This window comes from Bacillus arachidis, assembly GCF_030285945.1.
GTDB lineage: Bacteria > Bacillota > Bacilli > Bacillales > Bacillaceae_G > Bacillus_A > Bacillus_A arachidis.
In genome coordinates this window covers 1,730,119-1,742,394 of record NZ_CP127376.1, presented here as the reverse complement: position 1 = coordinate 1,742,394, position 12,276 = coordinate 1,730,119, and the positions used below count along the sequence as shown (strand labels likewise).

Annotated in this window: 10 protein-coding genes, 1 pseudogene and 3 other annotated features; of the genes and pseudogenes, 4 read left to right on the top strand and 7 right to left on the bottom strand. The window is 34.7% G+C overall.

What is annotated here, in order from left to right; genetic code table 11:
- Nucleotides 1–8: 8 nt before the first annotated feature.
- Together ilvE and QRY57_RS10365 are read right to left on the bottom strand one after the other, a co-directional pair.
- On the bottom strand, nt 9–908 hold the full coding sequence (gene ilvE / locus QRY57_RS10370) for a branched-chain-amino-acid transaminase (RefSeq protein ID WP_026592036.1): 900 nt from the start codon (nt 906–908) through the stop codon (nt 9–11).
- Nucleotides 909–1,061: 153 nt separating this feature from the next.
- Nucleotides 1,062–1,305: a binding site (T-box leader), on the bottom strand.
- 66 nt (nt 1,306–1,371) lie between these two features.
- Nucleotides 1,372–1,618 (bottom strand) — a binding site (T-box leader).
- A 228-nt stretch (nt 1,619–1,846) separates the two neighbouring features.
- Nucleotides 1,847–2,902 (bottom strand): FUSC family protein, encoded by a 1,056-nt coding sequence (locus QRY57_RS10365; RefSeq protein ID WP_286017365.1) that lies wholly within the window; start codon nt 2,900–2,902, stop codon nt 1,847–1,849.
- A gap of 680 nt (nt 2,903–3,582) precedes the next feature.
- Here QRY57_RS10365 and QRY57_RS10360 point away from each other — a divergent pair.
- The 3 genes and pseudogenes from QRY57_RS10360 (at nt 3,583) to msrA (ending at nt 4,823) form a co-directional block, all read left to right on the top strand.
- A complete protein-coding gene (locus QRY57_RS10360) occupies nt 3,583–3,999 on the top strand; it encodes a DUF1259 domain-containing protein (protein ID WP_286017364.1) in 417 nt (138 codons plus the stop codon).
- A 94-nt stretch (nt 4,000–4,093) separates the two neighbouring features.
- Nucleotides 4,094–4,197, top strand: a pseudogene (locus QRY57_RS10355) (SDR family oxidoreductase); the annotation flags it as partial.
- 89 nt (nt 4,198–4,286) lie between these two features.
- Nucleotides 4,287–4,823 (top strand): peptide-methionine (S)-S-oxide reductase MsrA, encoded by a 537-nt coding sequence (gene msrA / locus QRY57_RS10350; RefSeq protein WP_026592039.1) that lies wholly within the window; start codon nt 4,287–4,289, stop codon nt 4,821–4,823.
- Between the two features lie 74 nt (nt 4,824–4,897).
- Here the strand turns inward: msrA and speB are convergent, their stop codons facing one another.
- From speB to QRY57_RS10330, 4 genes are all read right to left on the bottom strand, one after another.
- Nucleotides 4,898–5,842, bottom strand: a complete 945-nt coding sequence (gene speB, locus QRY57_RS10345) for an agmatinase (RefSeq protein ID WP_286017363.1) — start codon at nt 5,840–5,842, stop codon at nt 4,898–4,900.
- Between the two features lie 227 nt (nt 5,843–6,069).
- Nucleotides 6,070–6,708, bottom strand: a complete 639-nt coding sequence (locus tag QRY57_RS10340) for a FusB/FusC family EF-G-binding protein (RefSeq protein WP_286017362.1) — start codon at nt 6,706–6,708, stop codon at nt 6,070–6,072.
- Between the two features lie 144 nt (nt 6,709–6,852).
- Nucleotides 6,853–7,116: a CD3324 family protein gene (locus tag QRY57_RS10335; protein ID WP_286017361.1), complete on the bottom strand. Its 264-nt coding sequence runs from the start codon at nt 7,114–7,116 to the stop codon at nt 6,853–6,855.
- A 497-nt stretch (nt 7,117–7,613) separates the two neighbouring features.
- Nucleotides 7,614–8,951, bottom strand: a complete 1,338-nt coding sequence (locus QRY57_RS10330; protein WP_286017360.1) for a sodium-dependent transporter — start codon at nt 8,949–8,951, stop codon at nt 7,614–7,616.
- Nucleotides 8,952–9,247: 296 nt separating this feature from the next.
- Nucleotides 9,248–9,470: a binding site (T-box leader), on the bottom strand.
- A 229-nt stretch (nt 9,471–9,699) separates the two neighbouring features.
- Here QRY57_RS10330 and QRY57_RS10325 point away from each other — a divergent pair.
- Nucleotides 9,700–11,334: a putative polysaccharide biosynthesis protein gene (locus QRY57_RS10325; RefSeq protein WP_286017359.1), complete on the top strand. Its 1,635-nt coding sequence runs from the start codon at nt 9,700–9,702 to the stop codon at nt 11,332–11,334.
- A gap of 46 nt (nt 11,335–11,380) precedes the next feature.
- On the opposite strand, the gene QRY57_RS10320 is transcribed toward QRY57_RS10325, so the two are convergent.
- Nucleotides 11,381–12,205 carry a DUF4037 domain-containing protein gene (locus tag QRY57_RS10320; protein ID WP_286017358.1) on the bottom strand — a complete coding sequence of 275 codons (825 nt, stop codon included), beginning with the start codon at nt 12,203–12,205 and terminating at the stop codon, nt 11,381–11,383.
- Nucleotides 12,206–12,276 lie beyond the last annotated feature (71 nt).

The window sequence follows — 12,276 nt, the reverse complement described above, 5'->3', positions numbered from 1 at the left end:
CCTGTTTGTTAAGCTAAACTTTCTGCTAGTCCCGGAACGCGCACTCCTCGCTCTCTCGTTAACTTTTTAAATTCTTCCGTTAACTGTTTTGTTACTTCCCCTGGATTTCCATTTCCAATTTCTCTTGAATCCACTCTTACAACTGGAATTAATTCCGCTGCAGTTCCTGTTAAAAATACTTCATCTGCTACATATACATCGTGACGAGTAAATGGTCTTTCTTCACAAGGAATATTTAGCCGTTCACAAAGTTCAATGACACTATTTCTTGTAATCCCTTCAAGAGCTCCTAAATAGGCAGGTGGCGTTACTACTTTTCCATCTTTCACAATGAACACGTTATCCCCCGATCCTTCACAAACATACCCTTGTTGATTTAACATAAGCGCTTCAAGCACACCTGCTTGTGCTGCTTCAATCTTCACTAATACGTTATTTAAATAATTCATCGACTTAATACGTGGGTCAAGTGCATCTGGCATATTCCGACGAGACGCAACCGATACAACGCTAAGCCCGTTATCATAAAACTCTTGCGGGAACAACTTTAACTGTTCCGCAATGATGATGACACTTGGTTTCGTACAGCTTCTTGGATCCAGCCCTAAATCCCCTTTTCCTCTTGAAACAATTAATCTAATATATGCATCTGCATATTCATTTTTTTGTAGTGTCTGTAAAACTGCTTGTTCCATCTCTTCGATTGTCATTGGGATTGTTAGTAAAATCGATTTCGCAGATTCATATAAACGCTTTAAGTGTTCTTTTAAACAAAATACATTTCCTCCGTAACTACGAATCCCCTCAAATACGCCGTCTCCATACAAAAATCCATGATCATAAACAGATACAACAGCCTTTTCTTTCTCTACTAATTCTCCATTCATATAGATATACTGGTTTTTCATCCTACATCGCTCCTCTTTTTTTTATCTCTTTATGTGCAATCCATCTTTGTATCGATTGCTGAGAAGAATATATTTTTCTAAATCTTCTGTAAATTGATTATAAAAATATCCTCGCCTCAACAATCGATTTTCTACAAACGTGTAGTAATCCATTGCTGAGACGAGGGAATCGTGGTACCACTCAGCTTCCTTATACTTCTCGCGAAATATAAGCTCTGTAAGTCCTATTAGACTTTTGTTCTTTTATCGTGAACAACTCCGCTGCCCTCTACTCAGTTTTTTCGAGGGCAGTGCTCTGAGGTGATTTTCAACTGATACAATTGTTACCACCCTCACAGCCACGGGGTAGCTCTCTGAAACAATCTATATCGTTTACTCTCCTCTTCTTTGCATTACTCTATTCTCTTTTTTAAAATAAAACTCTCGCCTCAGCAATCAATCACTACATCATAGTAGCTTTGATTGCTGAGGCGAGAGTTTCGCGTTACCACTCAGCTTCCTTATATTTCTCACAAAATATAAGCTTTGTAAGTCCTATCAGACTTTCATCCTTTTACCGGAGATGAAACCGCCGCCCTCTACTCAGTTTTCCTTTCGTAAGCGATGCTCCAAGGTGATTTTCAATGATTCGATCGTTACCACCCTCACAGCCACCGGGCAGCTCTCTGAAACTTTCGTAATCATCTACTTTTCCTCTTCCTTGCATATACAATATATAAAAGTTAGAAAATTCTCAATTCAACTTTAGTTGTTACACGTATTATAGGACTTTGATCTTTTCATTGTCAATATATTTTCCGAAAATTTATATTTTAAATTATAATCAAAATATTTAAATGTGGATCTTTTTTGTTAAAACATAGATTTTGGTATGTTAAGAAGAAGCTTTTTTGCTAACCTAGCATCCCCACAGATTCTCTTGTACAAGAACCGAGCTACTAATAATTATCCTTCCTTAACTCTTGAATAAATTTAAGCGTATCATTATACAAACCCAATTGATATCTATAGTGCTCTAATTCTGGTGAGATATTGATTTGTACAGAAATCGAAGATAAGTCTAATAAATCCAGATGAAATTTAGAAACCCTAAAATTTTGACGATCCTCTGAACTCTTATTGAGTTGATTTTCTATGTACCTTCCTAGCATTTGTAGTTGAATCGTCCATTGTTGTTGATCCGTTTTTGAAATGCAGTCTGTGTTAGACCAGTCACTAAATGTATTGATTATATTAGAAAGGTAGATATACCCTACCTTTAACTGTACAAGGAATTGTTCGTTTTGTTTTAATATTTGTTTTTTATTCTTAGCAAATGGATTCAATTTCAAACTTTTTTCCGCCAGCTTAAAATCTTTTTGCACTTGATGCAGTTCCTGAAGTAGATTCGTCACATCTTTTCTTAACTGCTGCCCGTTAACAGAGCCACAATTCGTATTTACCCAATCAGCTGTTCTTTCAAACAACTGTACAAGATGAAATCCAAACTGACTTAAAGTCTGACAAGCTTCCTTCACATAATTGGGTGGGAAAATTATCATATGGATAATAACGGAAATAAGTGCTCCTATAATAGTATCTCTGATTCGATCTATGACATAATAATTTGTTTTATGAACAAAGACAAAAACTAATAAAATCGTTAAAGCCACTTGATGTATTATTGTTTTATGTACCCTTAGTACAACTGGAAGCAACATTCCTCCAAGCAATAATAATCCTATCGTCCACCCATTTACTTCTAAATGATTGATAATAAAAACGGTAACGGAAATCCCGAAAATAGTGCCGATAATTCTGTAAAAAGCATACATGGCAGAATGTTGGACTGTTTCTTGTATAGAAAGAATAACAGTCAGTGGTGCCAAATAAGGATGTTTTGATCCTAGCATTTTTGCTAATTCCCATGATAAACCAGAAGCTAAAGCTATTTTTGTTATCAGCATTACTCCTTTTAGTAGTCCAGTCTTTTTCTTACCTATGTTTTTTTTCATACAAACTCCTTTTTTCAAAAAATCACATTAGATAAAATTCCCTACACTTACTCTAAATGACAGACAATCCAGTTACCAAGCATGAAACTTGATTATTTCACCAATACAAAAATAAATCGAACCTTCATGAAAAGTTGTATTTAACCTAAATACATGACTCTATATAAAAATAGCTACAAAAGTAAATTTAATTTATACCTACTATTCATGCCCGGTTCTATATTTTTTTATCCTTCCATTATCCATAGGACTATACTTTGCAAGCAATCGAACTTCCCATAACAGGAATTATTGGAACAATGATGGTATAACATATAGAACTAATACCTATTCAAGCTGAAATTTTTTTGAATTGACGAAAATATGTTTCATGTTCATTTCCCACTTTTTCTGAAATTGATAGGCCATAAATTTTTAAGAATTCACACATTGTGACCTGTTTTTCTTTGCTGTAGAAGAGGAATTGTATTTAATTATTAAAGTACAATTCCTTGATTCGCCCTATTTTTAATGTGTTAGAGCAAGGAGGCATAAGTAATCATATGAGTTAATTTGTACATACGGATCAACACCGCCTCTTTGAAGCTCAAAGAAGTTTAAAAAAATCTGCATGAGCCTATCGCATGAACTATACGAGAATATAGGACAAATCATTTTGTACGATAAAGGGGAGTAGATCCATGAATGATTTAAATAGTCTTTGCGGACAATTTGCTACAATTCTTAAAGGAAAAAGTAAAATAAATCAAAATGGTTGTTCGGTATCTTTACGTCGCAATTTTAATGTGCTTGTTCAAGGAAAGCTCAGTCGCAATGTAATACCTGTAGGAGTAAGTTTTGAATCTTTGGATCAAAGTGGAAATGCTTTAAATTTAGGAGAAATTGCTGTTTTACAAGAAGAAATCCCTTCATTTATGCGCGCAATTGTGCAACAGGGAATTATTGTTAGTGCTTTACACAACCATTGGTTATATACAAGTCCATTAATCATGTACATTCATCTCCAATCAGTGGAGCCCCCATTACATTTTGCGAAAAAATTAGCAAATTCTTTTTCAGCCTTAAGTAGTTATCCGGTTGCTGACACCGAGAGTTAATGTTAGACGAATCATATGTATTTACCTTTACCAAACATGTTCTCACTGTCTATGATCCCTTTAACTTTCTTTACGTAATCTAAGAAGTGAGCAAGGTGCAATAGAGTACATTGCAGATACGGCTACATTTCTCGCTTCCCTGACAACCGTTGGGTTACCGGTCAATTGATCGATGTGAGTGGCGGCTCTTGCTTATAAAAACACATATTTGCAAATCTTTTTTATTGCGGAATAAAACAATTTATATAATACTAGATAAAACATATCTATTTAGGAGGATTACAGCAATGACAGAAAAAACATACGAACTCGCAACCTTTGCAGGTGGCTGTTTTTGGTGCATGGTAAAACCATTTGATGAGCTTCCAGGTATTCAAAAAGTTGTTTCAGGCTATGCTGGTGGTCATATCGAAAATCCAACATACGAACAAGTAAAAGCTGGAACATCTGGACATTTAGAAGTTGTTCAAATTACATTCGATCCTTCTATTTTTCCTTATCAAAAATTGCTAGATTTATATTGGCCACAAATTGATCCAACCGATGACGGTGGACAATTTTTTGATCGTGGTCCATCCTATCGCACAGCAATTTTTTATCATAATGAAAATCAAAAAGAGCTAGCTGAAAAATCAAAGCACGCGCTAGCTAAAAGTGGTATGTTTAAAGACCCAATTGTAACAGAAATTCGTCCACCCGCTCCTTTTTACGAAGCGGAAGAATACCATCAACATTTTTATAAAAAAAATCCTGAGAAATATGCTCAGGAGCGTAAAGAATCTGGTCGTGAAGATTTTATTAAGGAAAATTGGCAACAGAAATAATAAATGGACATCTTTAAGGCCGATGAAAAATGGTTTCATTGGCCTTTTTGCATTTCAGTATAATAATTAACTCCTTACTTATTCCCTTCATTTTTCAACTGCAACGCAATTAAACTAGCAAAATCATGCACAAGTGTTGCAGCTAAAAGCGACGTAATTTGCGATTGATCATATGGCGGTAATACTTCTACTAAATCGAAACCAATATAATTAAACCCACTTAATGAGCGCACCATATTTAATGTCTCACGGCTGTTAAATCCCCCCACCTCTAACGTACCTGTACCAGGCGCACAAGATGGATCTACAAAATCAATATCAAATGTTAAGAAACACGGTGTATCGCCAATCGTTTCCCTCATTTGCTTAAGAACGCTCTCAAAACCACGATTACATAATTCCGCTGTTGTAATGACGTTATATCCCAAGTCGCTACTAGCTTCTATATCACCAGGATGATTCAATGTTCCTCGAATTCCAATTTGAAATACTTTATCTGGTTGTAATAGCCCTTCCTCATGTGCACGTATAAACGGCGAACCGTGCCAATATTTTTCCTCATAATATGTATCCCATGTATCTGTATGAGAGTCGAAATGAATCATTGCTACCGGTCCATGAACTTTAGCTGCTGCACGAAGACTTGCTAATGTAACTGAATGATCTCCACCAAGTCCGATTGGAATAATTCCTTGATTCATTAAACCAAAAACAGCTTCTTCAATTAAATCATAGCTGCGATGAATATTATGCGGAATAACAGACACATCACCAATATCAATTGCATTTGTGTCATCGAACGGATATACATGGTGAATTGGATGATATGGAAACAGCGTCATAGATGCTTGACGAATAGCTTGCGGAGCAAAACGCGCACCGACGCGAAAGGAAGCAGCCGTATCAAACGGCATTCCTAAAATTGCAACTTTTGCTTTCTCATTACTTGATGGCAGTCTCATAAATGTACCTGTCGTACAAAACTCTGGTTTTACATCTGGCGTTAGTGGATATTTCATTTCTCATTTCCCCTTTTAAACATGATTTTTACATTTAAAAGAAACTTACTTTAAATACCTTTTTCTTTTATTACAATGCAAAAATTGTGCCATTTAAAAAGTGATTCATTACTTTCTCTCCGTACTTTTTTATCTATGCAAAATTGAATAAATCATGACATAACGCATAAAAAGGACGAAAGATATTCGTCCTTTTTGTTTTCTATATTTATCACTCCAGCTATAATTTATTTTCTCAATCTCTCAATAAAATCATTCAACCTATCAAGCGATTTCATATTCTGATTACAAGCAATACTATCTTGACAGATATAATTTCCTTTTTTAACAAAAGTACCTGGTATATCCCCTTTTATTTCAACTAAAAACATTCCTACTTCTTCATGACCGTGGCACAATGCACAAATGCCTTTTTTATTTAAACTTTGGAACGTTCCTTGCAAACCAACAAACTTGTTTTTGTTTTTCGCTATAATAAACTTTTTACCAGTTCCTTTATCGATCCAACCTAGATATGACATTTCTTTCATATTTATTTCTTCCATTTCAGGGAGCTTCAGTTTTTTAGCTTTAGGAAATAACTTTTTTAACGCTTGCGGTGTAACTTCCTGAAAAGGAATGACATATGGGGTTAACTTGAGTAAAAATGCTTCTGCATCCTCTCTATTTTCAACTGTTAAAATCGTATCAATTAATTCTTTTTGTTCAGCAGTAAGATTTTCAAAAACATGTAATACTTTTTCTATTGCAAGTGACTTCAGGGCAGTAATAACACCTCTATCATTTGCTGTTGCATGTCCGTGCACTAGAATATGAGTTTGTGATTTTATAAAATTATATTGATCACTTCTAATAAATGCTTCCATTGTTATCACTCCATACAAATTGTTGATCTCTTATTATTTTATACAATAAACTCATTTTATAAAATGCAGAAAATAATTTATAAACAAAGTTTACATAAAAAGCACTGATTATTTCATATAAAATAATCAGTGCTTACGTCATTTTTATTTAGAATACACTATTTTCTTAATTGTTTCATTCGAAAGAAAATATTCTTCAGCTAATTGATGAATAGATACTCCGTTTTTAAATGCATATTTAATCGCTCGATTTCGCTCATCAAGTTGCTTTCTTCCTCCAGATCGTGTACCCCATTTATAATGTGTATTTTCCTGTTTTGGAATATAAATTGTTTCACCTTGCACATACTTTTGAATTTCTATAATTAAATTTTCTGGTAAAACAGCCGCTGCTTTTACGTATTTCATTTCTGCTCGCCCCTTATTTTTTATGATTCATTTCAATAAGGTGCAAAGCCAAATATAAAAGAAATGATACGAGCTCATTTTGGCGATTGTATATTACTTGTCTACCTCACGCAAAGTATCGCCATTTCCATACTTGGCTTTGCATGAGACGCTGCAGTATTTGGCAATTGTATTGTAATCACCAGATCAACACCTCCTAATATACCTTTTGATTCTTATTATATGACAACTTTTTCTTTCTTGCATCCTAATGATTGGTAAATGTCCCTCCTTACCATCTAAACTTGCCCTATATATGCTTGAGGAAGGGAACTTTTGTTAGAATACTGTTTATGTAGATTCAGGTAATGCCTTACAAACTATTGAAGGTATTTTAGAGTCTTTATTTTAAAAAAGTTATCAATTTGTTACATTAAATGAATTGCAGAAAAAATAATTTTAAATTATCCATTCAATAAAAAGGCCCTAACATATATTAAAGCCTTTTCCATTTCTTTTTATATAATTCCAATCACATCTAAAAATACGATAATAATAGCAATTGGTGCTACATAGCGAAGTAAACATAGCCATAAAACAAATAGTTTATATCCTTTATTTTTACTTACACCAAGTTCTTTCATTAATACGTCTTTCTTCATTTTTAATGGAACAAAGATTGCAACTAATAAAACACCAAGCGGCATAAGTACATTACTTACTGCAAAGTCTGCTAAATCAAATATTGTTTTTCCAAAGAGCTTCACATCGCTTAGCACACCATATGATAGTGCCGATGGAATCCCAACAACGAAAATTAATAACCCAACAATCAATGCAACCTTTTCACGTTTCCCTTTACCTTTTGTTGTTAACGAGGCAACGCTAATTTCTAACATAGAAATTGCTGATGTTATAGTGGCAAAGAAAAATAGTAATAAGAAAACAATGAAAAATAGTTTTCCGAATGCCATTTTACTGAAAATAGCTGGTAGTACAATAAATAATAATCCTGGGCCTTGAGATGGTTCCATTCCAAATGCGAATACAACTGGGAAAATCGCAAGTCCAGCAAGCAATGTAATAACAAGTGTTAAACCAACAATAGAAAATGCTGAACGCGGCAGACTTTCTTCTTTTGGTAAATAGGAACTATAAGTTACCATTACTGCTACCCCGACAGATAAAGAGAAGAATGATTGTCCCATTGCATATAAAACAATTTCAGATGTTACATGCGAGAAGTCCGGTTGTAAGAAGAAGCGAACACCTTCTCCTGCTCCATCTAATGTAAGTGCACGAACAATTAACACGAAAAATAAAATAAATAGTGCTGGCATAAAATATTTATTTACTTTTTCAACACCGTTTTGGACGCCTTTACTTACGATAAAAATAGTAATAAGAATAAATAATAGCTGTGAGCCAACTGCTAAATACGGATTGGAAATGATTTCACCAAATGTTGCTTCGTATGTACCATTCCCTTCCCACAATCTACCTGTAACTGCATTCCATAAATATAATAAAATCCAACCTCCAACAACACTGTAGAAAGAAAGTAATATGAAACATGTTACAATCCCTAATTTACCAAGCCATGGCCATAACGTTTTAGGAGCGATTTCTCTATATGCATCCACAGCCTCTTTTTGTGTACTTCTTCCAATTACAAATTCTGCTAATAATAAAGGTAAACCAATCAGTAAAGTAAAACCGATGAAAATAAGGAAGAACGCACCGCCTCCTCCAATACCGGCCATATATGGGAACTTCCAAATTGCTCCAAGTCCAATCGCTGATCCTGCTGCAGCTAAAACGAAACCTAATTTCGATGTCCATTGCTGTGAATTCATATTTCTATCTCCTCTCTCTTCTATTCTTTCATACATTTCGTCCTTACTCGTATTGTTCTAGCCTGTTTCCTTTCTAATACAACCACTTCCTTTCAAAAATAAAAAAACGCCCCTACAAAAACGTAGGGACGATGAAAATATCGCGGTACCACCCTAGTTGTGAAGAACACTAAGAAACACCCGAAATAAAAAACGCCCCTACGAAAACGTAGGGACGATAAAATATCGCGGTACCACCCTAGTTATGAAGATACAACAAGAATAATCCCTAAATAAAAAACGCCCCTACGTAAAAACGTAGGGACGATATATATCGCGGTACCACCCTAGTTGTGAAAAATTCTTCACCACTTTATTTGATAACGGTATACACTACCGTCTTTCATTTCTTCACAACGTGAGATTTATGAAAGATGCTCCAGGACGAACTTCATGAATAATCTATATACTGATTCACACCAACCATCAGCTCTCTGATATAGGGAGATTTCCATTACTTTACCCTTTCATTGCTCAAATATTATTTTCCGAATTGATTACTACCATTTTTATCATACATTAAAAATAGTGTCAACTAATTTTTTGAATATTTATGTATCAGATTCCTATTTTTTCATAATAAAAATTCAAAATATGACTTTTCGATGAATACTATTGTAACACTTATGGTTTATCCTTTATTAAATATACCGACAGGTTTATAGTAGTATAAGATGATTGTAACGCAGCACGAGTAGGAGGAAAAACTTTGTCTACTTCAAAAGTTTTAAAAGGAACTGCTTTACTAAGTGGTGCCACAATGATTTCGCGTATTTTAGGCTTTATATACTTCTTCCCCTTTCAACTATTAGTTGGTGAACAAGGGGTTGCCCTATACGCATATGCATATTCTTGGTATGGTATCTTACTTAGTTTTTCAACGGCTGGCATTCCGATTGCCGTATCGAAATTTGTAGCTAAATATAATGCATTAGGTGACTATAACACGAGTAAAAAACTGTATAACTCCAGTATAAAACTGATGATACTCCTGGGGTTCGCCGGATTTTTAATCTTATTTATCGGAGCTCCTTATGTATCTCAGTTTATTATTCGTTCTAAAACACCAGATCCGGAGTTTATCGCTGATGTAACACTTACAATGCGAGCATTAAGCTTTGCGCTCATTCTTGTTCCAGCAATGAGTGTCACACGTGGATATTTCCAAGGATTTCAACATATGAAACCAAGTGCTGTTTCTCAAGTTGTAGAACAAATTGCACGTGTCGTTTTCATTTTAGTAGGTAGTTTTATCGTTTCAAAATTACTAGGCGGTTCTGTAGCTTCTTCTGTTGCAGTCGCTACATTTGGAGCGGTTATCGGAGCAATTGCTAGTATTTCAATTTTAATTATGTATTGGAAAAAATATAATCACTTAAAACCACCTGCGGGCGAATTAAAAACACGAGCTTCAAACATTTCGTTAAGAAGTATTTATATGGAGCTACTTCGTTATGCAATCCCAATTGTTTTTGTAGGGATTGCTATCCCACTTTATACATTAGTGGATCAATATACTGTAGCCGATGCATTAAGAGCAATCGGAACACCGCTTGAAACAGCAAATGCGATATTTGCTTATATAACGAACTATGCTCAAAAATTAATTATGATTCCCGCTTCACTTGCAACTGGATTTTCCCTTACGATTATTCCAGCAATTACAAAATCATTTACAAGTGGAAAACTTGATGAACTACAAGAACAGATCACAAAAATTTTCCAATTGTTATTATTCTTTACAATCCCTGCGGCCTTTGGACTCGCCAGCATTGCATACGATTCATTCCGCATGGTATATATGAGCCCTGATACAGCTTTAGGCGGATCACAATATTTAATCTCTTATGCACCATCAGCCGTATTAAGTGCCATTTTCACAGTTTCAGCAGCTATTTTACAAGGAATTGATTATCAGAGAAAAACAATGATTGCTTTCTCCATTGGTATTCTTGTAAAAATCATCGCGAACACACCACTTATATACTTATTAGGTGGACATGGAGCAGTACTTGGAACGATTCTTGGATATCTCGTTTCTGATATCATGATGCTATATTACATTGTCAAATTTGCAAAGTTTGATATTGCAGAAACGGCTAAAACAGTATTCCTTATTACAATTTATTCAGCAGCGATGTCTGCTGTTGTAATGGGATTAAAGGCGATTGTCGGATGGCTAATCCCTGGACAACCTTATATCGAATCATTACTCATCGTTATCATCTGCGGCGCAGTTGGAGGATTGGTTTATCTTACTTTCGTATTAAAAAGTGGTCTGGCTTCACACATTCTCGGTGATCGTATTCAGCGTTTACCTGTGCTAGGAAAATTAATAAAATAAAAAATAAGAGATGTAACTTCACTTATCGTTACATCTCTTATTTTTTCTACTTTACATACTGAATAAGTTTTTGTTGTTCATCAATATTTAGTTCTGGAGTATATGTATGAACCAAATGTAACACTTCCTGAATTAGCAATTCTAATTCTTTCACACTATATTCGGGATTTCCTAATAACGTATCCGTTAGACGCTCATACAAATTTTCTGGTCTCACTTTCATGCGTTCAATATTATAAGACATCCACTTAAAAGCTGGATGATGCACATACAGTTTATTTAAGCCAAATAAAACACCAAATAAATCTCTTTGCACTTCACAAATGACATCATAAAGCATAAGCCAATCTTTTCGTGCCAAAAGCGCCTCGCGATTATGCCAGCGATTACTTAACCAAAGATTTTCCATAATCATTCGTTTCGCTAGTTCCTCTGGATATTCTGCAACTCTGTCCTTTAGCTGATTTACTTTCATTTCTCCGTATAAACTCACACCATCATGAATCGATGATACGATGCATTGTTTCTCATAATCTATCTCATATTTATCTACTACATCGGAAATAAACTTTTCAACTGTCGTTGTTAAAAAGTTGCTAATTTCTAGCTTAATCCCTTCTGTCGTCAAATATGTTTCTGACCATTCTTCCTCTTCATAAGGATGATATGACAAAATAGTTCCACCAATGTTTTTAATAGGTTTTTGACGATCTGCATCCGCTGGCGATGCTGACCATAAAATATGTAATTCAATATCTGAATGTTCATCCTGTAACTTCCTTGCTACAGATCCTGCCAAAATAATTGCCTCTATTTTCGGATTTTGCTTATAAATTGCTGTCATTTCTATTGCCTTATCTATTAATTGCATTCTATTTCCTCCCTAAAACTACTTCCTTCTCTTTTGCTTATATTCATTCATTTCTATATTAAACCTTAATT

Excerpts from the sequence above, each read along its gene's own strand:
- ilvE (WP_026592036.1), bottom strand. The coding sequence starts at position 908 with ATGAAAAACCAGTATATCTATATGAATGGAGAATTAGTAGAGAAAGAA.
- QRY57_RS10365 (WP_286017365.1), bottom strand. The coding sequence starts at position 2,902 with ATGAAAAAAAACATAGGTAAGAAAAAGACTGGACTACTAAAAGGAGTA.
- QRY57_RS10360 (WP_286017364.1), top strand. The coding sequence starts at position 3,583 with ATGAATGATTTAAATAGTCTTTGCGGACAATTTGCTACAATTCTTAAA.
- msrA (WP_026592039.1), top strand. The coding sequence starts at position 4,287 with ATGACAGAAAAAACATACGAACTCGCAACCTTTGCAGGTGGCTGTTTT.
- speB (WP_286017363.1), bottom strand. The coding sequence starts at position 5,842 with ATGAAATATCCACTAACGCCAGATGTAAAACCAGAGTTTTGTACGACA.
- QRY57_RS10340 (WP_286017362.1), bottom strand. The coding sequence starts at position 6,708 with ATGGAAGCATTTATTAGAAGTGATCAATATAATTTTATAAAATCACAA.
- QRY57_RS10335 (WP_286017361.1), bottom strand. The coding sequence starts at position 7,116 with ATGAAATACGTAAAAGCAGCGGCTGTTTTACCAGAAAATTTAATTATA.
- QRY57_RS10330 (WP_286017360.1), bottom strand. The coding sequence starts at position 8,951 with ATGAATTCACAGCAATGGACATCGAAATTAGGTTTCGTTTTAGCTGCA.
- QRY57_RS10320 (WP_286017358.1), bottom strand. The coding sequence starts at position 12,205 with ATGCAATTAATAGATAAGGCAATAGAAATGACAGCAATTTATAAGCAA.